Consider the following 24,007-nt stretch of genomic DNA (forward strand, 5'->3'; position numbering starts at 1 on the left):
ACACTTAGCGTTTCATTTTGATTCAATTGGTTAATCGTTTACATATAGATTACAAGGATTGGATATGTTAAGGAACACCTTAAACATACCTGAATAAGGAGGGATTTTCCATGAATGAATATAAAAAAGAGCGAAAAAACAAAGATCTTGAGCCTGGTGTTAATACAATTCTGCACCCAGATCCGGACAATCCCGGCCCAACCGACATGATTGAAGAGGCCGTAGGAGAAATCGTAGACAACATCACCCATCCTCACAAAGGCAAAACGGCCGAGACCCGCGATACAAACAGCAAATAAATTCAGACCCTCCTTTTGCAAACAGCTTGCGTACAACGCAAAAAGTCCTCCAACCTTAGTCACAACGGTCGGGGACTTTTTTGTTTTTTCTATGAATATGGATGTTCACCAACGGCATTTTAATTTGCTTTTAAATCTGATTCACCTTGTTTTCCTTTTTCATCTGTTGCAATGCCTTGTGAATCCAGATCGCAGCAATCGAACCTTCGCCCATGGCAACCGTAGCTTGTTCCGCGTGAAGGCCCAGATCCCCGGCAATCCATACATTAGGCGCGGCCTGCATACTGCGTGGGTTGGTTTCCACGTGTTTATTATCCGCGATGACGGCTCCAAGCTGCTCTGCCAGTTCATAATGTACACGATTGCCTCCAAACGCGATGAATCCACGCTCTGACTCATAAATCTGTCCATCTTCCGTCAGCACACCCGTAATATGACCATCTTCCATCTGTTGCACTTCTTGGACGGCGGCTTCAAGGTAACGAACTCCTGCCTCTTTCATGCTTCGATGAAGCTCAGCAGAGATTGGTGACTGCTCATGGTTAATGTACAACAATTCAGTCGTACGTTGAATCAAAACCATAGCCATATTTGCACCGGCTTCGCCTGCACCCAGCAATATCGTGCTCTGATCCTGAATCTCATATCCATCGCAATCCGGGCACACATATACTGTTCGTCCCAACGTAGGCCTTAATCCCGGAATGGCCGGTATCCTGTCCGTTAGTCCAGTTGCTAGTAGGACTGTTTTTGCCATATATTCAGAGCCGGAAGAGCCGAACAATTGAATTTGTTCTCCCCGGCGTCCTGCCTTGATGATACGGTCTTTCTCAAAAGATACTCCTGTCCGCTCTGCCTGCATTCTTCCTTTGGAGCGCAGCTCTTCACCGGATACTCCATCAGGAAAACCAAGAATATTATGATAGGTTCGGCATAACGTTGATCTGCCTTCTCCTGCGTCCACTACCAACACCCGATGGCAAGAGTAACGCCCCATCTGAATGGCTGCCTGAAGTCCTGCGAGTCCTCCACCTACTATGATGCAATCATACTCTCGCATGCTCCATCTCCCTCCTATGCTTCTATCTCTTATATGTTATTGGACAGTTCACTATCCTTCTATCCATTTACACCGTTCAACCAAAATCAAACGTGATCCAGTACAACTTAGCTTTTACCAAAATAAAACAACCCAAACCATCCGTCTAAATAACGGTGCGTTTGGGTCGAAATTTAGGAAGGATTATAATACCGGAATTCAGAAAATGTATGATTCAAATCGTGAAGCATTCGAAATGGCATTCCATACATCTGCCGTCTCTCCGCCCATATACCAGTAGGCCAATCCGGCAATGTTACGTTCTCCGCTCATCATTACTTTCGCGGATAATGAACGACTATCCTCTGCCCATATATATCTCGGTGTCCCATTACTGTTGTAGCCGATGACATATTGAACCAGCTCTGCATCCCATCGTCTCACGGAACCTGAAGCTCGTGCACGAGTGCCCTGTTCTGCCAAGGTGATGTCCCATGAACTGGCAGCCGGATTAACGGAAGACCAATCCCGTGTATACAAAGGTAAAGCCAGAATTGTTTTGGCGCGAACGACCTCAGCGAGCATCGTATCCAGAGCCCTTTCAACCCAAGGAAGAGATGCCACAGACCCTGCTTGTGGATCGCCGTTCCAGTGCTCCTCATATCCCATCAGTACCATATAATCCGATACGGCGCCCAATTTCGCATAATCAAATGCATCGGTCCAGTCTGTCCCCAGATCGGGTGATACATCTACAGACACAACAGCACCCAGCGCATGCAGAGCCGTTGTCAGGGAAGTAATAAATGCAGTCATTCCTTCACGATCAGCTGGCAGTACGTTCTCGAAATCCACGTTAATGCCATCCAGTTTATATGTTTTCACATAAGATGTGACCTGTGAGATCACCGACGCCCGGTTGGATGAGCTCGATAACATTTGGTGGGTAAGGTCGGGGTTCGAACGATTGCCAAGCAACGGCCATACCTGTCGGTCTGTAGCAGATGCCCATGATACTAACGACGTGTCCGTGAGATCTGTGACTTTCATGCTGCTATTCAGGAAAAACCAACGGGGAACCAGTGTGTTTGCTTCCGACTGTTCGATCTGTTTCTTGAACTCAGCAGTAGAGGCGTTATATTGCCATCCTAGCTGAATACCGAGCTGATCCTCGCTTTTCAGCTGATCTGACCAGGTTTTCTTTTGCAAAATAGCATCCAGCATCACTGCTGCCTCTTCTCTGGTCACTTGGTCATGAGGTCGAAACTTGCCATCACTGCCGCGCATCAAGCCAAGTTGATATACGGTCTGCACATAAGGACGCGCCCAGTCGGATATCTCAGCTGCATCGTCATACGTGGATGACAGAAGATTCGTTGATTTGGAGGATTGTTTCAGCATCCTCACCAGCAATGCAGCCGCCTCTTCCCGAGTAATGGAGGCGTTGGGCTGGAACACGCCCTGACTTTTGCCCTCAAGTATGAAAAGATTGGTCATGGCTGCAACGTTTCCGTAGTACCAAGCACTCATGCTAACATCGTTATAAGGATTAATATTGTTTTTAACAGGTTTCAGACCCAGTAGTCTCACAGCAAATGTTGAAAATTCAGCACGAGTGACTGCCTTTTTGGGTTCAAACGTATTCTCGGAGGTGCCGGCAGCAATTCCCGCCTTAACCAGATGTGCAATGGCATCCTTGGCATAACTGGAGCTTGTATCCTTGAACACCTGTTGTGTTGCTGCTGCCTGAGCTGTGGATTCACCGATGGAGATTGATACTATCACCAGTACACCGCACAAAATAGCATTCCATAGCTTTCGCCGGGTACGTTTAAATATTCTATTATTCACATCAAAAAGCCTCGCTTCATTGGAGTACGATCTACATCATCGTATCAAATTGAAGCGAGGCCGTATGTGGTTAAATATTGGGAAATTCGCAGAGCGAGTGCTCCTCCATTTTTTGTGAATCGAGGTCACCTTCGGCTTCTGGCGAAAGTCTTACTTGTGTACTTTTACACGCTCTTCAATCGGTTGGAATTCTTTCTCGCCTGGTGTTGCTGTTGGTTTGCCGAATGGCATTTGAGCGATCAGTCTCCAGTTCTCCGGAATGTTCCACTCTTGTTTGACCTTCTCGTCAATTAACGGGTTATAGTGCTGCAGGGAAGCGCCCAGACCTTCTTGTTCCAAAGCAGTCCAGATCACCAGTTGCAACATACCGTTGGATTGGTTCGCCCAGATCGGGAAGTTATCCGCATAAGCTGCAAAATTTTGTTGAAGCTGCGCAATCACATTGTTGTCTTCGAAGAAGAGTACTGTACCGTATCCGCTGCGGAATCCGGCCATTTTTTCAGCTGTAGATTTAAACGCCTCTTCATTGCCAACCACTTCACGCAAAATTTCTTCGGTGTGATTCCACAATTTGTCGTGTTGTTCACCGAGCAATACTACGGCACGAGATGTTTGTGAGTTGAATGAAGTCGGAGTGTATTTTACCGCTTCTTCCACGATTTCCTGGATTTTAGCATCCGAGATTGTGGATTCCTTGCTGATGCCATAATAAGATCTTCTGTTTTTCAACGCTTCAAAGAAAGATGTAGACATTAAACATTCGCCTCCCAAAATGGTATTTCCTAATTTGCCAACACAGTAACTATAATATAGTAACATACATTAGTCAACAAACTATTTTATTTTCACTAAATGTACATTTTATTTTTTTTCAAACAGCTATTGCATAAATCTGATCACTTGGTTTCGCGGTAATCTGCGCGATATTTATCTTCCGTTGACGAATTGCTCTTGGTCTGATCTTTATTCTTCTCTTCCTGCTTCTCCATGTTCAGATCTTCCATCGGAATGGGGTCCACCGTCTGCTCTTCTTCATGCCGATCAAGCAAACTTTCCTGCTCCGTTGGATACTGCTCCGGATTATCATGGGAACGATCCTTATGTGTATCCTTGTTATTTTGATCCGGTGTGCGCTCTTTCATTCCTGATTCCTCCTCAGTTTTCATTTACCCTTCTTTTACCTTTTCTGTCTGCCTTCTAAACACGGCGCGAACTATGCGATGAACGTAACAGGTGCATCTATATCTGCATCAGGAGGTAAAAATAGAAAAAAAGCCAACCAGAACGGTCTGGTTGACTTCATCTACTTGTATTCAGTTCCATTTTATTGATTACTGGGCGAAGCGGTTGAGTCTGCGAGACTTAATTTGGCTTCAAAAATAATGCTCTCATTCTCTTCAGCCAATCTTCCTCGGACCCACACAGCTCCCTCTGTAACCTCTGAACGCTCAACAATCATTTGCTCCTGCATACGAATCTCACGATGATATGAAATTTGCAGGCGGCTCATACCTGAAGCCATTTCATCCAGTGTTAATGCATCACAACATACGTCTGCATATCGGGCGTTGTTCATATGACCATTACTGTCTGTGCTGCTGTATTGTACAGTTAAACGATATTGTTCCTGCAAGCTGAGTTCAGAAGGAAGCGTCACCTTAGAAGGGGCTTCACCTAAAGATAAATCAGGATGCGATTTCACTTCAAAAGGTAAAGCTGAAGGTCTGACGACTCTGCGTCTCTTTAGATCGACCAATGCCCAAGCTGTACGAGCTTCAGCCAGATGTGTGCCCTCTCGATCTGTGAGGATATAATCCCTTAACCATGTCACACCTTTATTTTCTTTATGCCATGTCAGCAAGGATACTTCTTCTTCCAATCGGGCTGGGCGTATGATCGTGACATCTGTCGTTAATAGCATCCAGCCCAATCCCTGATCGAGCATCTCCGATACGGTAACTCCCATGCCTGCTAAATCGCGGTCTGCTGCCAACTGCATATGTTCCAGTAAAGCAGATACACGACATTGTGATCTGTAATCGGCATCGGCTGATCCAATTCGGTAATCAAGCTTGAATGGTTGTTCTGATTGCACTTAGTAACCTCCTCAGGCTGTGCAGCAATAATTTCTGATCGGTAACACTACATTAATCAAACGATCGATGTAATCGACTGCGGTACAGATCAGGTGCACACCCTACGCTTTGTTTGAACATGCGACTGAAATGGGATAAACGTTTGAACCCGGCCAACCGGCTAGCCTCTGTCACACTGATATCCGGCTGGTATTGGAACAACAGCTTGGCCTGATTAATGCGGCGGTCATACACATATTTAAATATGGTACTGCCTGTCATTTCTTTAAACAATCCGGCCAGATAAGGCTTGGACAGATGAAGCTCACTTGCCAGATCATCCAGCCCAATGTCCTCCATATAATGAGTTTCGACATAACCAATGATATGCTGTACATGCCGCTCCTTATCGGAAGAGGGAAGGTGGTCCTCGACCCTGCCTCGGCAGATTCCAGCTATAACATACAGCAGGTCACATAAGCGAACGTTCATGCGTTCCTCTTTGAAATCACCCGGATTCACCATAAGCTGATGCAAACTCAGCAGCAAGGCTTCGAATTCGGAGCGAATATTGCCTGTCAGATTGATCCGGCAGTTTCTCAGTTCTTCGAACGGCTTTAACACTTCGCTCACCCGGTCCGGGTGCAGACTGCTGCGGATGGCCGAGGGATCAAAGTGCAGCGTCGTTCGCACATAAGGTCTGCCTGGCATTGGATGTGGCCGATGAAGGGTCATGCCGTGCATTAGGACCAGGTCACCCGGTTCAAGGTTGTAGACTCTATCTCCAATCAGATAGGTGCATTCGCCATCATGAAAATAGTACACCTCATATTGCGGATGCGAATGAAATCCATCCGATGCTCCTGGGTCGTACGTGCTGGTGGAGCGATAGCTATATTCCAATGGACCACTAAATTGCATTACACTTGGCACGTTCAAGTACCTCCTGTTCTGGAGAGGTTTCTTACCATTTTACCCGTTTCACATCATGTCGGATAGTACTGGACAGACTTTGAAATATAGAAGGCCATGCACATATCCGTTTGTTTGTACGGTACGTGTCATGGCCCTTTAGGATTGTGAAAGATAACTTACAGTAGTTGTTCAATACTCGTCTGGATCTCGTCAATCGAATCAACAGGTTCAAAACGTTTAACCACATGCCCTTCGCCATCAATCAGAAACTTCGTGAAGTTCCACTTGATCGCATCACCATGCAACCATTCCGGCGCTTTGTCCGCCACCATCAGCTTTAGCAGTTTCGCTTGCACATCTGACTCATCAAAACCTGCAAAAGGTCCCGACTTTTTCAAAAAGTCATACAACGGATGCGCCGCTTCTCCATTGACATCCATCTTGGAGAACATGGGGAATTTCACACCATAGTTAATCTGACAAAAGGACTCCGCCTCTTCACTACTTCCCGGTTCTTGCTCCGCAAACTGATTACACGGAAAACCAATGATCTGAAGCCCTTGCTCTTTATACCGATCATAAAGCTTCTGCATATCGTCAAACTGATGTGTGTACTTACACTTGCTCGCTGTATTCACAATCAATACAGGTTTTCCTTCGTATTGATAGAGTGGGAAACGTTCTCCACTCGTTTTGGTTACGCTAAAGTCATAGATGGTTGGCATAAAATTGGTGCACCTCGCGATGTTATGTAGTTATATAGACTCATATGAATTTCTATTATATACGAAATAGAAGATTCTGTATCGTAAAAAAGCCTATAACTACTGCAACGCTACGAACAAATCAATCTCATTATTGGGATGATCAGGTTGATATCGTTCATCCCAAATTTCAAAATCATAGTCCTTCAGTTCATATCCCGTTTCACTTATCCATTGGCCATATAAATAATCATATGTAGCATCAAGCTCCGATTCAAACCCTTTGTGCGTACAAGTCACATATTGGCTTTCTTTGACTGCATGAAGAATCATATCAGGTGGGGCAGCGCTGTCTGCGAGTACCTCATAACCAATCAGATGTGTAAATACATCCTCCTTGGGATTGAAATCTGCGTCCATAGGATAAATCTGCATCAATATGACATTATCATTTTTCCGAAGCTGAATCTCCTCTTTTCTTTTGTGCAGTTGTTCATGATGTATCTTGCCAAGACCCGCTTCAAATGCTTCAACCGTGGCTTCAATTTTATACCCTACCACCTGAAAAGCGGGCAAAGTCACAACTTTAGCTTTCATATATGATCCCCTCCTTTTAGAACATGTCATAACTCAATGAATCAAAGCGAAATGTAATCACTCTAAACTTTCGTAGCGTTATCGAATCTATGTATTCCAAATTCTTTGAAATCCGATGTAAGTATGGCCTCTCTCAGTGGGTACAGATTTGGAGTAAATCTGAGTTCGATTCCTTTCTTAAATAATCTCTCTATTAAACCCTCCATGCGGTCTATATGTAGAGGTTTGGTAACCTGATAAGAAATATAATATCCAGCCGTTGCATCAAAGAGTTCAAAATTGGTGTTATCGAAATGATACCTGTATATAACCTGATTCATAATCCTCGGATACCATGAGCTTTCAACCGTAATGATGATATCCGCATTAGTATGTTTGAAAAACTTCTCGTTATTCTCATCACTTAAAGTGTCTGTCATTTTACAGATAATTCTTGGGCAATCTCTTGGAAAGTAATAAGAATATTCATGCTCTTCATCAATGGCCCACACCACTGCTGGAAATTCAGCTCTGTTTTGTTTCTCTCTTGGAATAAAAACTTGGATATCTGAAACCTCGCTAAAATGATAAAGCATTCAAGCACCTCACATCATTTAGTGATTCTTAAGCCTTGGGTAAAATGCTCTTACATTCCAACACTGCTCCACTTCTCGTCACATAAAACGACAGAGGTCTCGATTTGTCTTTCGGGAACGTTCCAGTATCGAGTTAATAACTGCTTCTTCTCATCGGACGAAACTAGGGTAAAGCCATTCTTCAAATAGAATTTTATAGCCCATTCTGCTGAATCCCAGGTTCCTATTAATATCGGTTTATCGGTGGATGTCACCAGATGAGCCAACAGCTTTGTGCCTATTCCGCTCCCCCGTTGGTGAGTTCTTACATATGCGTGCCTGATTAAAGCAACATCACCTTTATCCTGAATTCCCATAACGCCCCATAATCTATTATTTTCTTCAAAGCCCCAGAATACAACGCCATCACGGATTTCCTGATTCAATTCTTGCAATGGCATGTAGGGTTCGTGATAGCGATCCTCAGGAATTACACCCTGATATGCCTTTGCTGCATCATTAATGATCTCAACCATTGCATCTGCGTCCATGCTGTTGCACAATCTGATCATTGAATATACCTCCTGAAGGTTATAATCTATTCATTGAATTATCGTAATGGATATACCAATTCAATAGGTTCATTGATCAATTCCTCTTTGAAAATATAATTATGATCTGCTCCCACAACACATAGAATTTTCTTACCCGGATTCGAATGATAAGCATTCTTCACACGTTGAATCATAATCTGATTTCGTACGATCCATCTAAAGTTATTTGCTTTTGGATTAATCTGATCCAACCATTCATATTTTTGTTTCGTCATAGCATCAAACGCATCCGAGTTAAAGGGAATCGACCCAACGTCATGTGTATTCATTTGTTTAGCAAACCATTCATCATCGATCTTCTCCAACGCTTCACGCTGCTCTTCTGAGAAGCCGTTAAATGGATCAAAAGCATTCCAGACATCTAACTCAAACCAGTCAATAGGCACAAACTCTATATTTCGTTCTTCGCATAATGGAAAGATAAGCTCCCAATACTCACTGGCTGGCTCCCCCCAATATCCCTTATCCTGTTTATCCTTGATATACTTCTTCCAACTCTGGGGATGCACTTCACCGCAGATAATATCCGGGTTGAATTCTGTAATCAGATCCTCATACAGGGTAAGTGAACTATTATATTTCTCTCTTAATTCTTGATTATGAATTGTCCCCAAGATTCCAACGACCGTCATATCATTTCTCCTTTGTAGATGTTATATAATGTTGCTGAGATTCCTATGTAGGTCTATAATCTTTTCTTCAAGAAGTACTGAATAATTCCTTCCGGGTATTCATCGATCATTCCAAACACTTCGTAACCCATCTTCTTGTAAAATTCAGGAGACTGATAAGAAAATGTACTTGTATGTGAAAGTTTGCAGCCCTCACTAACAGCAATGCTCTCTGCTTGCATGATTAATGATTTCCCATACCCATTTTCTCTGTATTCTTCATCAATCCAAAAGTTATCAATATATAAAGTATAGCAGTACGTAGCACAGAAGATTCCACCTACTGCTTTGCCTGTCTTATCCCTTAGAAACAAATTGATGCTTTTGCCAGGTTTCTTTAACAGACCATTTGTTTCTCTTAAATTGTATTGATACAGATTGCTACAGACAGCATGGTAATCCTCCTCATGATCTTCAAATACAATTTTCAATTCGTCGTTAACAGCAGGGCTATTCATTTTTAACGTCCTCACAATTTCATAGTATTTGTCTATGATTACATGTTAACAATGTTCAACCTCTTTTTCCAATGATTTCTGTACACCCTTTAGGAATGAAAACATAAGCAAAAAAGGCCGCCTTTGCTGGCAGCCCTTTACTTGATAAAACCTTATTTACGAACGGAGAGAATGAACTTCTCCAGCGATTCTGTATTGGTGATGCTGTGATTACATCCTTGGTTCTCCATGCATACGTATTGACCAATCGCAGAATAATTATCCGGTAAAGCGTTCTTGGTCTTGACCGTGAAGAATGCAAGCTCTTGATGCCGATTACAGAATAGGCAGTATCCCTTCTTGTGTGTCGGCGTTATTCTTCCCTCAATACCGATAAACTGTCCTTCGAACGGATATACAATGAATAATTTGTTCGTTGCAATATCTACCCAGCTCAGATACGTTATATATCGAAAATCAATGGATTGTAGATCAGGCATTTTCATCTTTTTGTTCTTCGGAAATAACTTCTGAATTTGTTTCAACGTAATCGGTGGATACAACTCCAGGTATGATTCTAATCCTCTCATATACCGTTGAAAATCGTCTGTTGTCTCCAGCGACGAGATTTGCTCCAGCATTTGCTGCTGATCCTCTGTCAGATCCGTAAATGCATCAATGATGTTTGTTGCAGCACTGTATCTTACAGTCTCCAGAACCCTGCGATCCGCGGCGGATTGCACGGTTTTGCGAACAAATTCCGCTTGTCTTTTAATCAAATTATATTGGTGGTTTCTAATAAATGGTGTACTCATAGCTTTCAGCTCCTTATTTTTCATAGAAAAAATCAATAAGGGCAAAGCCTGTTATTAGAAACGATAATATTAAGTATGGGCGAAAGAATCTAAGCTATCGCGCCCCACGCAAAGTATCGCCCCCGATCAGGCTTTGCATGAGTTATTTCTAGCTAACGAGCAATTCAGCATTGCCATCTGAGTAACCCCCAATCAAATATCATGCGAAAAGTATATCAGAGAACTTCATATGGATCAATTGAAATGAGTTTTCATGGATGTTCTTTTATGCCGTTGTTTTTGATTGTAATATCTGATCATTCACAAATCCTTGTAAGAAGAAAAGCTCATTGTCATTTGCTTTCCGATCATTGGCTGCCTCAAATCGCTCAATCGCTTCCTCTAAAGATGTGGATTTTACAGCATTATTGGCGGAGATGAGCTCTCTCCAATACGTATCCATCTCCTCCACGTCACAGATCGACTCATGGCCAAGCAAGAAATGAACGGCATCATATTGCTGAATGTCCTCAATCATAGGCAATAACTTGTCTTGGTTAATATGATATAACGAATTGGTAGTTGTATTGTAAGCACTGTCGCCCAGAAAAATGACCTTTTCATCCGGAATATATACAATGGTTGAATCATCGGTATGGGTGCTGCGAATGGTTTCCAGAATACACACTTTATTACCTAAATCCACATGAAGTGATTCTTCAAAAATGATATCCGGGTGGCTTAATTGAAATGTGTCTCTGTCCGGTATTTCATGTTGTATCGTTTCCATGCACAGTGTGGTCATCTTCTTGGAATGCACATACTCCTGTAGAGAGTGGTCATCGTAAGAATAGTTCCGCCAATCATTCATCTTTTGGTTAGTTAGACTATTCATAATAATCGTAGCTCCGTATTCATTCATTCCTAAAAAATGATCCCAATGGGCATGAGTGATGACCACATATTTAACGGGCGGAACGTTTAACTTCTCTATCTCATGTAAGAAATCCCTTGCATGTTGAACCGAATTTCCAGCGTCAACGACGAGGCTGTATTTATCACCGCAAACTAACCCCAATGTCGGTCTTTCTTTATCATTTTGGTTAGATAGATAATAGATGGATTCACTTATTTGTTTTAGCATGTTCATTCTCCTCTATAATAAATTCTTGATCCATAAGAGAGAAAATCTGCATGCTTATTTAAATCAACATTTAGATTTTCTCATTTTATTTGTTTACCAATGGAATCACCTCCTTTGTTTTTCACATGAACTGAATGTTCCTCATCTCACCAGATGCTCATTTTTCTTTTGCATTAAAAAATGTATCATTGGTGATCTGAAATATTCTGTCTGTTGCCTCATGGTTTATCGGATCCCTGACCAACACACTAAATATTTCTCTAAGTTCTTCTATTCGTGATAAGACTTTGTCTTTGGATCTTTCCTCTCTAAGAGAGATATATAATTGGTTCAAACTAATATCTAAATCATCATTCAGTTTCTCAAAAGAAGTTAGTTCCGATATCGCAGCTGCATTAGACACACTTGATATCATTGATCTATACGTATAATCATTAACAACCATACTAAAGCTGTGCAGGACATTACTTATTTCATATCTGAATGAATTATCAATAGAATTCTGAAGCTCTCTTCTTTGATTTTGAGATTCAACAAATTTAAAACCCAGAATGATTAAGCTCAATGTTAATAAAACTATAATATAAGTACTTATTTTCTTCATTATTGAATAGCTCCTAAAAACCGAAATTTTAACGATGTTATATATTAGACGCACTTCCAATGTTATAAGTTCGGCTTTTTTCTATGAGCTGTTAGCTGTTCAAAAGCAAATGCAATACGAATCAACACTAATTCACTAAAGGCTTTACCTGCAAATGTGATACCAAATGGCCTTCCACTTTCCTTATATCCCGCAGGTACAGCGATCGATGGATACCCAGCTCTTGCACAAAGATCAGCACCAACATAGGAGGGGAAAACAATGGCGTCCAGTCCAAAGTTATGTAAAGCATAATCTATGCCGTTATTTTGCGAATGATATAGATCCGTTATTAACTCTAAGATGTAATTCGAATTATTCAATGGATTATTCAACTGTTCTCTATATTCGAGATGGTTTTGCCCATATTTTAAAGCCCTTTCTGCATTTTTCTTGTTCCATTCGATTAATTCACTGAGGGTATGCACAGGTAAATGCGATGGAAGACTTTGCAGATAATGTTCAACGCTATGCTTAAATTCATTATTCAACTTGTTCCACTCCCACTTCCGGTCAAACGATGGGATGTCTATATTTTCAATAATATTAGCCCCAGCTTCTTTGATCTGAATTACAGCGTTCTCAAATAGAACTTCATCATATTCTTCGTTATCACGATATCGTGTAAGGGGGGCTTTACGGAAGATGCCTATGTTTGCATTTTTCAACCCATTAAGGTCTAAACATGTTGTATAGTCTATTGTAGAATACGGATTTTTCCAAGTAGCAGGGTCATCTTCGTCTTTTCCAGAAAGTATCCCTAATAGGATTGCTGCATCTGTCACAGTCCTTGCCATTGGACCAGCAGTATCTTGCGAGTGTGAGAACGGTATTATACCAGCACGACTTATTAAACCTACAGTTGGCTTGATACCAACAATAGAGTTCTGAATGGATGGACTTAATAGGGAACCAGATGTTTCCGTTCCTACAGAAACCATCGTAAAGTTAGCAGCTACCGCAGCAGCGGAACCTGTGCTTGAACCCCCTGGAAAAAAATCACCATAAGGATTCAAAACTTGTCCACCTCTAGCACTGTACCCTGCCCACATATCCGAAGACATGCCATTTGCCCATTCTGTCATATTAGTTTTTCCAAGTATGATTGCCCCAGCTTCCCTCAGTTTACCAACAAGAAAAGAATCCTTAGAACTAATATGGGTTTCCAAAGCCAGTGCTCCAGCAGTTGTATGCATTCTGTCGTTGGTTTCTATGTTATCTTTCAACAGAACCGGAATCCCGTGTAGAAGTCCTCTGGGTCCCACTGATTTCCTTTCAGCATCCAAGGCCTCTGCAATAAAAATCGCATCCGGGTTTATTTCCAAAACAGAATTGATCTTTGGTCCATTTTGATCATATTGTGCAATACGATATAAGTAATACAGAATCAGGTCTCTTGAGCAAAGCTCTCCCTTTTCCAGGGCAGCCTGTATTTCAAAAATCGTGTTTTCTTCAACATTAACATGGCTCAGTTCAGATAAATTTTCCATACCCTCACCTCTTCTTTGTGCCTCAACTTATCACCACAACGCTTTTTCAACGTTCTTTAGTGAGCCTCATGATACCATCTTCGAAGTTGATTAATGTGGGCTTGATGATAACGACTATGATCAGCGATATGCCATATACCCCAGCGTATGGTCGCTTGCTTCTCATTCTCATGTCCAAAAGTGACAATCCTCGCTAGATCATCATCCGTTAATTGTGTACACGCATCCTTTAACATGGTTATGACACCTACATATGTCGACATAAGTGTACTCAAAGATATTTCCTGAACCATCGGAAGTCTGCCATTTTCATCAATTATAGGACCATGTTGCTCTCTTAAGTTTTGAGGAAGTGGTTGTCCCTTTATTCGATAAGCCCAATTCAGATCGACGTAGGTGATATGTTTTATTAATTGAGCGGTACTATTGAAGTTGTTATTAGGTCCTTTATAATCTAGTTCTTCCTGCAACATACCGTCTGTAATTCGTTGGAGTCGTTGGCTGTTTTCTATAACCGCAGCAAATAACAACCCAACAACAGGTGACATATTGGCTTCGCCTTTTAAATCATAAAGCACCCTAACGCCTCCTTGAGGTTGTCTTCATCGTTCTTCCCTTAGAATCTCCTTGATTTCTCTTAGTTCTTGCAATATTTCTTTGGTGTACTGATTACTCTTGGAATTATCCATTCCGATTTTCACAACAAAAATACCAAAAAACATAGACACTACCAACATTAATATATTCCCAATAATAACCATCCTTTCCTCAAGCAACAGAAACCCGAGAGATTAGAAACAGCGATGCTGCCCCATTCAAAGAGATCCATTCGGGTTGATAGTTGATTATTTAACCGTGACTACTCATGTACAGGAACATACATCGTTTGTATCTCTTGAACGCCAGGAACAAATCCAAGATTAAAATAAACTGATTCGGCATCATTGCCTTCCATGACATATAACCTTAGAACTGGATACTTGTCTTTAAGAGAAGTCAGGGCTCTTTGCAGCATGTGTGTAGCAAGTCCTTTTCCTCTGTAAGCGGGGTTGACTCCGATGCTGTATACTGCTGCTTGATTATCCTGCAAACAAAGGCGACAGTTGGCTACGAGCTGTCCAGTAACCTTATCATATACAAGTGTAGAAGCTTGCGTTAGGTCCTCGTTGGTAAAATAGATTTCTTCGTTCGGGATAAAGTCTTCAAGGGATGTTTTCTTTCTGCGTAAGGCTTCAAAACCTCCTACAAAGCTGTCAAAGTCACACTGAGCGATTTCATCTTCATTAATGTATTGGTTAGCACCCGTTTCATTCTCAATAATTTCGGGGCTCTTAACTATAAAATCATGATCCCAACGCACATTGAAATGATCTGTCGGGCGCTGCATCCAGCGACATCTGAACTCATCTGGCCAGAATCCAGCCCTCGTAAATAAATGTACTTGATCGGGGAGAATTTCATATATCTTGATACGTTGAGTTGCATCAGACCATTTTATGAGTATTCTTTTAAGAAGCTTCAGTACCTCAAATGAATCATTGAATGGGGGCATAAAGAATAGATGATATAACGTATTGGGTGCCATCCTTACCCCACCGATTTTTGACTCTCCTTTATAAATCCAGAAAGAGTTATTCCGCGAAACATTGAAGTAGTCTTCCTCTCTAAAAAATCCAGTATAGGCCATATTATAATAGACGGAACAATACAGTCCCCATTCTTCGGGCTCAGCCTTTTGAATGGAATATTCATTTGATAAATCATAAGAATAAAGTTCCTCAGACCAATTATTTAATTCCATGCGTCATTCCTCCTCATCAATGCTAACTACCCACAAAATATTTAAGGCATGTGTTATCTGAACATTTCTAGTCCCCTCCTTAAATAACATGTCCTTTACTATTTAATTGATCAATTCCATCATTAATCTTATTTTTCAGCAGCTCATGAAATTTACTTTCTTCCTTCTTTAAATGCTCCTCAAGGAAAGCAGAGATATACTTATTAATAGTGGAATGCTTTTGTTCTATCCCATCTTCGTTGTAATGTATCGGAATATCGCTAAAAGTCATATGATGAGTACCGTTTAATTTAATAAATGAACTATTCAGATCACTCGAGTTAAACAAAGACTCATACCCACTTAGTAACAAAGGTAATAGGTCTGGAGAGATTTCATTTTCCAGTTCTTCAAACGAGCATTTCTCTTGCCGAGCTACCAATAACGGAATAGTTACTCTCTCTTCCTTACTCGTCGTCATTAAATGGAAACTAGGATCTAATAGAATGCTAGCCTTAATTCTCTTTTCTCTTTTAAGCAATTCATAAGCAGCAGCCCCACCTAATGAATGTCCAATGATCCCCATTTCATTCACATCCACTATGGCCTTAAGACCCTTATCTGAATCCAAGACTTTATCTACATTTTTCAAAACCCAACTGATATCTTCAACTCTAAGCTTCAATAATTGTTTCCAAGAATGAATATCTAAACTTTCTATTTCGGATCTCTCTTTGGATTGCTGGACAAAGCGACCGTCAGGAAAAATGGAAAATATAGATTCATGAGTGGCTCCTATAGTAATGACAACAAATCCGCACCTGACTAAATGTTCTACACAAAAGGAATACATATCTCTAACGACACCAAAAGCCGGAGCTACAAAAATAATGGGACAGTTTTTAGCCGTAATATCAACACTCTCATCATTATGTATTTTTGTATCCAGATTACGAATATAATCCTTATCCACTCCCATACTAGAGAGCATATCAACAGCGGAAGAGATATTAGGTTCAAATAACGAAATATACTTCGACTCATGCTCCACTGAATTGGAAGGATAGTATATACTAATGAGCACTTCTCTGGTTTCCTTACTTATCGGATCAATACGTGATTCATCCTTTAAAACAAAAACCTTTTTTCCAACAGTCATTGCATTCACCCTTATAATATTTGTAGATTGACTTGAATGTATGATTCCATAACTTCATTGATTAGCCTTAAATTCATTTTATAATTAACTCTTCAGGCATTATCCAAAATTGATTTGTTTCTTTATTAAGTTTTAAGTGAATTGTTTGTTGTTCACCTTTCTTCAAGCGTTTGTAGCTTGTGCCCATACTGAAGATACTTCTTCCTGGGGTCCATTGCAGTCCACTCACTTGTCTATTATGATGCACTACTAAATACTCATTAGCTTTAATTTCATTTCCCTCAACAAGATTACTGGAGGTATTGTTAAATAAGATGTTTACAATTTTTATCTTGGTAGAGACTCTGTCTCCTAGTATATTTTGTTTACCTGTTCCTTCAACTAAAACCTCCACATCAGCTTGGGATGAAACGAATTCATAAATGCCCAATTCTTGACTCGTTCGATCAAGCACTATGTATTGATTCAATATTAAATATACACCAATGATTCCAGATACAATGAGTGATAAAGCAACTACTATCTTCCGCCTTCTCTTCACCGAAACTACCTCCAAGACTTATCGATTTCCGAGGTTGCATATTACGTTTGTGAATCCATGCCCTCACCAGTTTAAATTCTTCAAAGAAACGGCAACGATGCTTTTAAGCGGTTAGGGCAGCTTAACATTTCCGTCTTATGCTTCTGGATAAAGGTCTGTTGATAAATATCGTTCACCTGTATCTGGAAATAGAACAACTATACTTTTATTTTTATTCTCTGGCCTTTTGGCAATTTGCACTGCTGCATATGCAGCAGCACCAGACGAAATACCAACTAATAACCCTTCGGATTTAGCTAAAAAACGTGCTGTTTCAAATGCATCTTCATTGCTTACCTGTACGATCTCATCAACTACAGATCTATTAAAATTGTCGGGAACAAAACCGGCACCAATTCCTTGAATGGTATGCACTCCTTTAGTTCCTCCAGAAAGCACCGGGGAATCCGAAGGCTCTACAGCTATAATCTTCACATCTTCTTTTCTTTGTTTAAGTGCTTCGCCAACTCCTGATATGGTTCCGCCTGTACCAACTCCACCAATAAAAATATCCACTTTGCCTTCGGTATCTCTCCAAATCTCCTCTGCGGTTGTTACCTTATGTACTTGTGGATTTGCTGGATTTTTAAACTGTTGAGGTATAAATGAATTAGGGATTGTAGCCGCAATTTCTTCAGCCTTTTTGATGGCTCCAGACATTCCTTCTGTGGCAGGTGTAAGAACTAGTTCTGCTCCCAGAGCGATCAACAGCTTCCTACGTTCTACACTGAAACTCTCAGGTAGTGTTATGATTAATCTGTATCCTAATGCAGCAGCTGCAAAAGCAAGTCCTACACCTGTATTTCCGCTAGTCGGTTCTATGATCACTGAATTTTGGTTAATTAACCCCTTCTCTTCAGCATCTTTAATCATTCCATATCCGATTCTATCTTTTACACTACCTGCTGGATTAAAGTATTCCAATTTAGCAATGATCTTCGCCTCGACTTGATACTTTCTCGCAAAATTAGAAAGCTCCAATAGCGGTGTATTTCCAATCAGATCTGTAAGATTCTTCGCAATATTAGTCATGGTCATACCTCCAAAATACATTTCCAACTAAATTAGTTGGTTTTAATATCACGTTATCATTTATGGTAAAATAATACAACTATTGAACTTCTACTTTATAACATAGGAAAGCAAGAGTTATAAATTGAGCGTGAAACCTTTGTTATAAAATCCCCCTCTAAAAATTGAGATCACAAATCCAATACTGTTATGAGCTCATCATGGCACACCTCACCATTTTCATGGAATCCAAAGCTCTCATATAGCTTTTTGGCAGCCAAGTTATCAGGACTATATGGAATCCAACAATAACGTGCAGGTCCAGCTGGGAAAGTTCGAATAAACTCCAATATTTTCTTTAATGCTTCCCGGCCATAACCCATGCTCTGGTACTGCTTGTCAATCATCAGTCGCAAAATACAATAGCTATTGTCAGCAATGACAGGAAGATCATAACCCGTGATTCCGTAAGTTATCATTACAAAACCTACAGGTTGCTCATCTGCGTAAATTGCAAGTGGGAATGGGGAGCCGCCATTGGTTGCAAGAACATAACACGATGCTACACTTGATAGGTTTGATGCAACATATTGTCGCTGCTCTTCTGAAACTTCCAAGTTAAATATAGATCGTCGGTTATCTAGTGTTATTTTTCTGAGCGTAATCATGCAGACTCTCTCCTCACCAAACATTATAGAATTAAGCGGTTTCAAGGTAATACCCAGTTACTCTTATTGGAGCTTCTTTCTCATATACAAAGCTATTTCTTCCTTTTGGCTATGATTATTTGAATACAGTGATACATCAATTCCTTCAATTTGATAACCACATTGCTTGTAAAAATGAATGGCTGGAACATTCGTATTCTGGGTTTCTAACGTGATCGCTCTGAAACCTTGTTCCTGGGCAATCTCATTCACTTTATTGATCAACAGTCTCCCATATCCTTTTCTTATGTATTTTTCATTCACCTGAAGGTGCCATATCATCAGCGTATTATTCCAAGTTTGTGGTTCAGAAATGGCGAGCGCTATGATTTTCCCATCTATATATATTGCATAAGAAAATCCCAATTGTATGATTTCTTCATATCGTTCCAAATCATCTGTGCTGTTCAATTCTTCTTTTTCGTAGATGTCATCCAAATTTATCAACGTTAAATTCATACTAAAAGAATCTTGTGTCTCTTTTCTGGTAAGCTCATATTTTTGAGTTGATTTATATCCAAAGCTTCCAAGTTGAAGCCAATCTTCATTGGATAGTTTCTCTATTTTTTTGATCTCCATTGCATCACCTCAGAATTAAAATACTTTACGATTTGCTTATAACGTTGTTTCATTATTGCTTATATCTCTTCTTTCGACCTTAATTTCCATATTCCTGCATCCTTACTTATTGTTTCCTATCTACTACATCATGCACTGTCAAAGAAATAATAATAATCCCGACAAGACAAACCTGGCGGGATTTCGTTTGAATAGATATCGAAATTAGTTGTTACGTAGCAACTACATGGTTCATCTCTTCATTTGCCATAAAGTCAGAACGATTCACATAATACAAATCATAGATTTGTTCCGTATTATTTATCAACTTATACACTTCGTGGTATATCTCATTGGCTAATTTGACATAAGGCAATTTTTCAACCGCCTTCTTGGATCTAATGTTTTGTTTTCGAATTTTAAGAAAGACTGTTTCAATTTCATGTTGAAGAAACAACTCAGCGAAGAAGGCTTCCTTTGCTCGTTGATTGTAACCTTTTCCGAAATAAGGGGCTCCAATCCATGTTGCAAGAAAACCTGTATTATGTTCCATGTGATATAAATCAATGGTTCCGATGGGATGTCCCAGCTCATTAAGGATCGTTCTGGAAATACATGTGTTTTGCTCTTCTTCATCAATCACCTGTTTAGTAGCAAATAAATATTCCTCATAAGATCGGCACTTATGACGAACGTATGGAAAAACAGCGGGGTCGACCATTAAATCATGCAGTGAGTGGCATTCGTGCAAGTCTCGTTTTTTTAACATTTAAACGACCACCTAGTCCTTTTAGTTCGCTGAGTCAAACAAACTAAGTATATAAAAGGACGTGTGGAATTTAATGAATTCTATATTGCTTTTATGTAAAATTTATCATAGAAATGTTTTTCAGATTACTTGACTGAACGTAACGAACATCGTCTGATTTTTGGAATCATTGACCCGTCGAAACAACCTCACTATCATCGGTTTAGCTAGTCCACTCATCTTCGCTAACATCATTTCATGCCCATGGATAAAATTTTTGGTTCGAGGAAACATTAATCATACTACTTATCCTTGGGAGTGATGTTATGTTGTACCTTATCAGCTTTGTGCTCATGTTTGCTGGCTTAGCCTGTATCAACATTATTTTTTCATATCAAAGTAAGCATATTGACACTCAGTTCTGGTCCACATTTAAATTCCATCTTTGGATGCTGCCTTTATTTCTCGCCGCTAATCTGAGCGTAGGATACGGCGTCAAGTTTGGAATGAAAGCTGTCAGCCAACTGGGCTATGTTCTGGTCATTGCCAAATGCATAGAAGTGCTCATCTCCATATGGATGGGATATTGGTTTATGAAGGAAGTACCTTCTTGGAAAACGTGGATTGGGCTTGTGGTCATCATCATAGGTGTTGTACTGGTTAAACAGAAGTAGGAGTTAGTTAGAGTGCTTTCATCTGCGTAAATGCAAACCGAAAGGGATGTCAACTAACAAGTCTTTTATGTGAAATTTAGTATAAAAATGTTGTTCATACAAGCCCCACTCTGATCGGCTCAGTTGCGGGGGCGATTTTTTTACGTATTAGATACACAATGCCTTTAAAATTGTCTTCTCTCTGTCAACTGTCGATTCAAAGAAATCTTGCTTAATATCTTTTCGAAATACTTCCTTGTATCTATCTCTACCAATTTGATCAAAACGGTCTTGTACTCGAATTTTATGTTCATTGTCAGACTTGATCTTCTGCTCTATCTCTTCATACTGTTCAAACGTATCATATTCCCACATAGCAAAAATCTCACTGGTTTCATCATCCATATGCGTATGCCATCTTCCAATCAATCTCGCTCCGTACTTCAGTTGTGAAGGTAATAGAATATCATTAAATAAAGCATTAAACTCTTCTACGAATGAAGAAGCTACAACATATGTCTTCCTCCTATATATCATCACTGCACCTCTTTCGTTAAATTAAAATACGAATCGATATACAATTTCATCATCATATACGTCTCCGGTCTCTGAAAATCCCATTTTTTCATAATGTTTTCTGGCAACTCCATTATCTGCACACACCGTTAAATTCAGACACTTGCTATGGACATAGTTCTCTTTTATATAGCTAAGTACTGCATCTAGCGTTGCTCTTCCATATCCTTTACCTTGGTAGCTTACATCGATCATAAAACCATTTAACCAATAGGACCAAGCTGTTGTTTCATCGACTGTGATCATAACAAAACCCACTAAGGTATCCTCCGTGTTATATATGCAAAATGGTAGATACTTGTACTCATCCCCATCTGGACGAATGTGCACCTTCGCTAGGGACACGGCTACTGATGGAACATAATGATTTTGATTGGCTTGAACTTGTAAATTTAATGCATCTTTCCAATTCTCTCTAGTAGTAGGTATTAATCTGATCACAATATATCACTCGTTTCGTTTTTTTTATTTCAATTAACCCCAGTCACCAAAATGTTTCTCAAGGAACCTTACTTCCTTCTCATAATGAGCCAGATGACCCTCTTCAACCATTTTGATAAAAGCTGTTTCTCCTGACGCCGCCCGATCAGATAGTGTGGTACACATGAAATGAATTCGAGAAATCACCCATTCCTTCAGATCTGTCGGCACATCCATACCATAAGCGTTAAAAAATAACGCTATACGTCTTTTCCGCTCAGATGCATGATCCTGTTTATTATATGGAACGACTTCTCTTTCATGTTTACCCGGTGAAAAACCTGCTAATGGGACAGAGGTATACAAGCTGTAAACGATATCCCATAGACGCGGACCAGGCCCTGCCATGTCAAAATCGATGATTCCTACAGGCAGCCGATCTTTAAATACAACGTTATACAATGCAAAATCGTTATGGCAGACTACTTCTTCCTCTGAAGATATCAATGGGCAATTATTTAAAGAAACCGTAGATGTAACAAAATCCACTGTAGCATCATGATAGCTTCTTAAAAGTTTCGCTATTTTGTCTAAGGTCTCATCAGACCACATATAACTTTCAATCTCAGGATATTCATTTCCCGAAACCACACCATCCAGGTAAGAAAGGATTTCTCTGTCCTGCTCATCTACTCCCAAATATCTAGGGGAATGCGCATACCACCGTTTCAAGGTGCTTAAGCAATTCATATACATACGGATTCGGTATAGCGTCACGCCGAACTGTGCTACCTACTTTTACAACCTTATTCACATTGCCTCCGGTTAGAGCTTCTTCGTACTCAGGCAAAATGAACCCCTCCTAAGATCGGTTTTGTGTGTACCTATTTGTTTTATCCTTTCTGGGATTCCCAGGGAATCCCGCAATCAATAACACAAATCCGACGAAAAATAAGAAATATACGAGAAAACCTGTGAAACCATTATCACTTGCTGGGATTATCTCGCGTGTTTTCCCACCTGAAGCGTATCCCGCTTCCACTATTGCTGTAGATATTCTCACGGAAATTCTATCTAAGGTTGAAATAAAAATACTGCTAATCATGAGAACCGCACCCAGGATTTTATTTGTATTGTTCATGAGCTACCTCCTAATTCAATCCAGTTTTTATCTTTCCGTCCATGCTGTTCGGATATATCCCAACTTCATGCCCACATGCTCCATATTTCGATGGCTTTGAGATAAAAAAGAACATTGCCCTACCACCAGATTACATTCCTTATTCAAGGCTTCCGTTATTCTTCTATTCAAAAGCTGCTGATGTACACCCTGATTTCTAAACTCAGGTAATGTTGCTGCAAAGGTTAAGGATGCCTTTTGATTTTTAATAAACAGAACACTTACCGCTGCAGGAATGTCATTGACATATGCGATGTAAAATTTCCAACCTGGACGGTGATAAAGAACCTTATTATTCTGGGCGACATAAGGGATACCATCATCCGACAAACCGGTCCCCCTGCAATGAATGGTCGCGTATAGCTCGAATTGATCCTCTTCAAGTTCTTGAATATGGATATGATCTGAGTGATTCTTTTTTTCTTCTGGTTTGATGATCAGAGATGAATGAAATCCCGATGTATACATGCCTAAGTCGGTTAAATGTTTCAAGAAGTTCTGATCCACCACAGATGGAATGACTTCGAACTGAACCTTTCGATCACGCTGTCTATAAAAATCAATGATAGCATCCAGATGTTCCAGATCATTATTCGTTAAGCCCTTCACTGTATTGAACGTGGGCCATGCCATGGTCTTACTGTAGAAACAGATGGCATTTCCAAATTGCTGAATCTCAATTCCTTCCGGATTGTTGTCCCGACTCTGAATAGCAAGCATCCGATCTGTCATATAATCGATCTCAGAGAGTTCAATTTCTTTAATTAAATCTATGGATGGAATCAGTCGCTTCATGTCTTTACCTCCA

At 40.3% G+C, this 24,007-nt stretch carries 32 protein-coding genes; 2 read left to right on the top strand and 30 right to left on the bottom strand.

All coding sequences use genetic code 11. From position 1 onward, the window contains the following. The first annotated feature begins 110 nt into the window (after positions 1 to 110). Positions 111 to 299, top strand: coding sequence for a hypothetical protein (locus CS562_RS01040; protein ID WP_099852957.1), 189 nt, complete (start codon positions 111 to 113; stop codon positions 297 to 299). Between the two features lie 130 nt (positions 300 to 429). Here the strand turns inward: CS562_RS01040 and CS562_RS01045 are convergent, their stop codons facing one another. From CS562_RS01045 to CS562_RS01160, 24 genes are all read right to left on the bottom strand, one after another. Next, entirely contained in the window at positions 430 to 1,359 is a 930-nt protein-coding gene (locus CS562_RS01045) for an NAD(P)/FAD-dependent oxidoreductase (protein ID WP_099852960.1), read from the bottom strand. 198 nt (positions 1,360 to 1,557) lie between these two features. Beyond that, positions 1,558 to 3,189 (bottom strand): S-layer homology domain-containing protein, encoded by a 1,632-nt coding sequence (locus CS562_RS01050; protein ID WP_257219286.1) that lies wholly within the window; start codon positions 3,187 to 3,189, stop codon positions 1,558 to 1,560. Positions 3,190 to 3,339: 150 nt separating this feature from the next. Next, positions 3,340 to 3,942: a nitroreductase family protein gene (locus CS562_RS01055; RefSeq protein ID WP_099852963.1), complete on the bottom strand. Its 603-nt coding sequence runs from the start codon at positions 3,940 to 3,942 to the stop codon at positions 3,340 to 3,342. A 143-nt stretch (positions 3,943 to 4,085) separates the two neighbouring features. After that, on the bottom strand, positions 4,086 to 4,331 hold the full coding sequence (locus CS562_RS01060) for a hypothetical protein (RefSeq protein ID WP_099852966.1): 246 nt from the start codon (positions 4,329 to 4,331) through the stop codon (positions 4,086 to 4,088). A 182-nt stretch (positions 4,332 to 4,513) separates the two neighbouring features. Further along, a complete protein-coding gene (locus CS562_RS01065; protein ID WP_099852969.1) occupies positions 4,514 to 5,284 on the bottom strand; it encodes an acyl-[acyl-carrier-protein] thioesterase in 771 nt (256 codons plus the stop codon). A 52-nt stretch (positions 5,285 to 5,336) separates the two neighbouring features. Then, a complete protein-coding gene (locus CS562_RS01070; protein ID WP_099852974.1) occupies positions 5,337 to 6,197 on the bottom strand; it encodes an AraC family transcriptional regulator in 861 nt (286 codons plus the stop codon). Positions 6,198 to 6,355: 158 nt separating this feature from the next. Next, on the bottom strand, positions 6,356 to 6,904 hold the full coding sequence (locus CS562_RS01075) for a glutathione peroxidase (RefSeq protein WP_076289649.1): 549 nt from the start codon (positions 6,902 to 6,904) through the stop codon (positions 6,356 to 6,358). 99 nt (positions 6,905 to 7,003) lie between these two features. Then, positions 7,004 to 7,480 (bottom strand): GyrI-like domain-containing protein, encoded by a 477-nt coding sequence (locus tag CS562_RS01080; RefSeq protein ID WP_099852976.1) that lies wholly within the window; start codon positions 7,478 to 7,480, stop codon positions 7,004 to 7,006. Positions 7,481 to 7,542: 62 nt separating this feature from the next. Further along, on the bottom strand, positions 7,543 to 8,055 hold the full coding sequence (locus CS562_RS01085; RefSeq protein WP_099852979.1) for a DUF6886 family protein: 513 nt from the start codon (positions 8,053 to 8,055) through the stop codon (positions 7,543 to 7,545). Positions 8,056 to 8,105: 50 nt separating this feature from the next. Continuing rightward, positions 8,106 to 8,606, bottom strand: coding sequence for a GNAT family N-acetyltransferase (locus CS562_RS01090; RefSeq protein WP_099852982.1), 501 nt, complete (start codon positions 8,604 to 8,606; stop codon positions 8,106 to 8,108). A gap of 38 nt (positions 8,607 to 8,644) precedes the next feature. Then, positions 8,645 to 9,280, bottom strand: a complete 636-nt coding sequence (locus tag CS562_RS01095; RefSeq protein ID WP_099852985.1) for a hypothetical protein — start codon at positions 9,278 to 9,280, stop codon at positions 8,645 to 8,647. Positions 9,281 to 9,333: 53 nt separating this feature from the next. Further along, positions 9,334 to 9,777, bottom strand: coding sequence for a GNAT family N-acetyltransferase (locus CS562_RS01100; RefSeq protein WP_099852989.1), 444 nt, complete (start codon positions 9,775 to 9,777; stop codon positions 9,334 to 9,336). A gap of 152 nt (positions 9,778 to 9,929) precedes the next feature. Next, the gene (locus CS562_RS01105; RefSeq protein ID WP_099852992.1) at positions 9,930 to 10,571 is read right to left on the bottom strand and encodes a FusB/FusC family EF-G-binding protein; all 642 of its coding nucleotides are present in this window, start codon (positions 10,569 to 10,571) and stop codon (positions 9,930 to 9,932) included. Between the two features lie 265 nt (positions 10,572 to 10,836). Next, entirely contained in the window at positions 10,837 to 11,694 is an 858-nt protein-coding gene (locus tag CS562_RS01110; protein WP_099852994.1) for an MBL fold metallo-hydrolase, read from the bottom strand. A gap of 157 nt (positions 11,695 to 11,851) precedes the next feature. Continuing rightward, positions 11,852 to 12,298: a hypothetical protein gene (locus CS562_RS01115; protein ID WP_099852998.1), complete on the bottom strand. Its 447-nt coding sequence runs from the start codon at positions 12,296 to 12,298 to the stop codon at positions 11,852 to 11,854. A gap of 62 nt (positions 12,299 to 12,360) precedes the next feature. After that, on the bottom strand, positions 12,361 to 13,827 hold the full coding sequence (locus tag CS562_RS01120) for an amidase family protein (protein ID WP_099853001.1): 1,467 nt from the start codon (positions 13,825 to 13,827) through the stop codon (positions 12,361 to 12,363). A 56-nt stretch (positions 13,828 to 13,883) separates the two neighbouring features. Beyond that, positions 13,884 to 14,405, bottom strand: coding sequence for a DinB family protein (locus tag CS562_RS01125; RefSeq protein ID WP_099853005.1), 522 nt, complete (start codon positions 14,403 to 14,405; stop codon positions 13,884 to 13,886). A gap of 281 nt (positions 14,406 to 14,686) precedes the next feature. Continuing rightward, entirely contained in the window at positions 14,687 to 15,628 is a 942-nt protein-coding gene (locus CS562_RS01130; RefSeq protein ID WP_099853007.1) for a GNAT family N-acetyltransferase, read from the bottom strand. 79 nt (positions 15,629 to 15,707) lie between these two features. Then, positions 15,708 to 16,766 carry an alpha/beta hydrolase gene (locus tag CS562_RS01135; protein ID WP_099853010.1) on the bottom strand — a complete coding sequence of 353 codons (1,059 nt, stop codon included), beginning with the start codon at positions 16,764 to 16,766 and terminating at the stop codon, positions 15,708 to 15,710. 73 nt (positions 16,767 to 16,839) lie between these two features. Then, entirely contained in the window at positions 16,840 to 17,307 is a 468-nt protein-coding gene (locus CS562_RS01140) for a hypothetical protein (protein WP_099853012.1), read from the bottom strand. Between the two features lie 135 nt (positions 17,308 to 17,442). Next, positions 17,443 to 18,378, bottom strand: a complete 936-nt coding sequence (gene cysK, locus CS562_RS01145) for a cysteine synthase A (protein ID WP_099853016.1) — start codon at positions 18,376 to 18,378, stop codon at positions 17,443 to 17,445. 170 nt (positions 18,379 to 18,548) lie between these two features. After that, positions 18,549 to 19,025: a GNAT family N-acetyltransferase gene (locus tag CS562_RS01150; protein WP_076289635.1), complete on the bottom strand. Its 477-nt coding sequence runs from the start codon at positions 19,023 to 19,025 to the stop codon at positions 18,549 to 18,551. A 63-nt stretch (positions 19,026 to 19,088) separates the two neighbouring features. Continuing rightward, positions 19,089 to 19,643 (bottom strand): GNAT family N-acetyltransferase, encoded by a 555-nt coding sequence (locus CS562_RS01155; protein ID WP_099853019.1) that lies wholly within the window; start codon positions 19,641 to 19,643, stop codon positions 19,089 to 19,091. Positions 19,644 to 19,854: 211 nt separating this feature from the next. Continuing rightward, complete coding sequence (locus CS562_RS01160) at positions 19,855 to 20,391, bottom strand: GNAT family N-acetyltransferase (RefSeq protein WP_099853022.1); 537 nt, start codon at positions 20,389 to 20,391, stop codon at positions 19,855 to 19,857. Between the two features lie 305 nt (positions 20,392 to 20,696). Between CS562_RS01160 and CS562_RS01165 the strand changes: the two genes are divergently transcribed. Beyond that, a complete protein-coding gene (locus CS562_RS01165) occupies positions 20,697 to 21,044 on the top strand; it encodes a hypothetical protein (RefSeq protein ID WP_063563286.1) in 348 nt (115 codons plus the stop codon). A gap of 147 nt (positions 21,045 to 21,191) precedes the next feature. Here the strand turns inward: CS562_RS01165 and CS562_RS01170 are convergent, their stop codons facing one another. Genes CS562_RS01170 through CS562_RS01190 form a run of 6 tightly spaced genes read right to left on the bottom strand, consistent with a single transcriptional unit; the run spans position 21,192 to position 23,994 of the window. After that, the gene (locus tag CS562_RS01170; protein ID WP_099853025.1) at positions 21,192 to 21,560 is read right to left on the bottom strand and encodes an NIPSNAP family protein; all 369 of its coding nucleotides are present in this window, start codon (positions 21,558 to 21,560) and stop codon (positions 21,192 to 21,194) included. Between the two features lie 21 nt (positions 21,561 to 21,581). Then, complete coding sequence (locus tag CS562_RS01175) at positions 21,582 to 22,043, bottom strand: GNAT family N-acetyltransferase (RefSeq protein ID WP_099853028.1); 462 nt, start codon at positions 22,041 to 22,043, stop codon at positions 21,582 to 21,584. Positions 22,044 to 22,073: 30 nt separating this feature from the next. Further along, a complete protein-coding gene (locus CS562_RS01180; RefSeq protein WP_257219288.1) occupies positions 22,074 to 22,718 on the bottom strand; it encodes a phosphotransferase in 645 nt (214 codons plus the stop codon). Positions 22,719 to 22,722: 4 nt separating this feature from the next. Then, a complete protein-coding gene (locus tag CS562_RS33295) occupies positions 22,723 to 22,869 on the bottom strand; it encodes a hypothetical protein (protein ID WP_257219289.1) in 147 nt (48 codons plus the stop codon). Between the two features lie 12 nt (positions 22,870 to 22,881). Next, positions 22,882 to 23,160: a hypothetical protein gene (locus CS562_RS01185; protein ID WP_063563283.1), complete on the bottom strand. Its 279-nt coding sequence runs from the start codon at positions 23,158 to 23,160 to the stop codon at positions 22,882 to 22,884. A gap of 27 nt (positions 23,161 to 23,187) precedes the next feature. Beyond that, positions 23,188 to 23,994: an N-acetyltransferase gene (locus CS562_RS01190; RefSeq protein ID WP_099853031.1), complete on the bottom strand. Its 807-nt coding sequence runs from the start codon at positions 23,992 to 23,994 to the stop codon at positions 23,188 to 23,190. Between the last annotated feature and the right edge of the window lie 13 nt (positions 23,995 to 24,007).

The organism is Paenibacillus sp. LK1, assembly GCF_002750415.1.
Lineage (GTDB): Bacteria > Bacillota > Bacilli > Paenibacillales > Paenibacillaceae > Paenibacillus > Paenibacillus taichungensis.

Excerpts from the sequence above, each read along its gene's own strand:
- CS562_RS01040 (WP_099852957.1), top strand. The coding sequence starts at position 111 with ATGAATGAATATAAAAAAGAGCGAAAAAACAAAGATCTTGAGCCTGGT.
- CS562_RS01160 (WP_099853022.1), bottom strand. The coding sequence starts at position 20,391 with ATGTTAAAAAAACGAGACTTGCACGAATGCCACTCACTGCATGATTTA.
- CS562_RS01115 (WP_099852998.1), bottom strand. The coding sequence starts at position 12,298 with ATGAAGAAAATAAGTACTTATATTATAGTTTTATTAACATTGAGCTTA.
- CS562_RS01110 (WP_099852994.1), bottom strand. The coding sequence starts at position 11,694 with ATGCTAAAACAAATAAGTGAATCCATCTATTATCTATCTAACCAAAAT.
- CS562_RS01080 (WP_099852976.1), bottom strand. The coding sequence starts at position 7,480 with ATGAAAGCTAAAGTTGTGACTTTGCCCGCTTTTCAGGTGGTAGGGTAT.
- CS562_RS01100 (WP_099852989.1), bottom strand. The coding sequence starts at position 9,777 with ATGAATAGCCCTGCTGTTAACGACGAATTGAAAATTGTATTTGAAGAT.
- CS562_RS01075 (WP_076289649.1), bottom strand. The coding sequence starts at position 6,904 with ATGCCAACCATCTATGACTTTAGCGTAACCAAAACGAGTGGAGAACGT.
- CS562_RS01130 (WP_099853007.1), bottom strand. The coding sequence starts at position 15,628 with ATGGAATTAAATAATTGGTCTGAGGAACTTTATTCTTATGATTTATCA.
- CS562_RS01060 (WP_099852966.1), bottom strand. The coding sequence starts at position 4,331 with ATGAAAGAGCGCACACCGGATCAAAATAACAAGGATACACATAAGGAT.
- CS562_RS01150 (WP_076289635.1), bottom strand. The coding sequence starts at position 19,025 with ATGATTACGCTCAGAAAAATAACACTAGATAACCGACGATCTATATTT.
- CS562_RS01045 (WP_099852960.1), bottom strand. The coding sequence starts at position 1,359 with ATGCGAGAGTATGATTGCATCATAGTAGGTGGAGGACTCGCAGGACTT.
- CS562_RS01190 (WP_099853031.1), bottom strand. The coding sequence starts at position 23,994 with ATGAAGCGACTGATTCCATCCATAGATTTAATTAAAGAAATTGAACTC.
- CS562_RS01135 (WP_099853010.1), bottom strand. The coding sequence starts at position 16,766 with ATGACTGTTGGAAAAAAGGTTTTTGTTTTAAAGGATGAATCACGTATT.
- CS562_RS01120 (WP_099853001.1), bottom strand. The coding sequence starts at position 13,827 with ATGGAAAATTTATCTGAACTGAGCCATGTTAATGTTGAAGAAAACACG.
- CS562_RS01170 (WP_099853025.1), bottom strand. The coding sequence starts at position 21,560 with ATGATATATAGGAGGAAGACATATGTTGTAGCTTCTTCATTCGTAGAA.
- cysK (WP_099853016.1), bottom strand. The coding sequence starts at position 18,378 with ATGACTAATATTGCGAAGAATCTTACAGATCTGATTGGAAATACACCG.
- CS562_RS01155 (WP_099853019.1), bottom strand. The coding sequence starts at position 19,643 with ATGGAGATCAAAAAAATAGAGAAACTATCCAATGAAGATTGGCTTCAA.
- CS562_RS01105 (WP_099852992.1), bottom strand. The coding sequence starts at position 10,571 with ATGAGTACACCATTTATTAGAAACCACCAATATAATTTGATTAAAAGA.
- CS562_RS01055 (WP_099852963.1), bottom strand. The coding sequence starts at position 3,942 with ATGTCTACATCTTTCTTTGAAGCGTTGAAAAACAGAAGATCTTATTAT.
- CS562_RS01185 (WP_063563283.1), bottom strand. The coding sequence starts at position 23,160 with ATGAACAATACAAATAAAATCCTGGGTGCGGTTCTCATGATTAGCAGT.
- CS562_RS01090 (WP_099852982.1), bottom strand. The coding sequence starts at position 8,606 with ATGATCAGATTGTGCAACAGCATGGACGCAGATGCAATGGTTGAGATC.
- CS562_RS01085 (WP_099852979.1), bottom strand. The coding sequence starts at position 8,055 with ATGCTTTATCATTTTAGCGAGGTTTCAGATATCCAAGTTTTTATTCCA.
- CS562_RS01095 (WP_099852985.1), bottom strand. The coding sequence starts at position 9,280 with ATGACGGTCGTTGGAATCTTGGGGACAATTCATAATCAAGAATTAAGA.
- CS562_RS01165 (WP_063563286.1), top strand. The coding sequence starts at position 20,697 with ATGTTGTACCTTATCAGCTTTGTGCTCATGTTTGCTGGCTTAGCCTGT.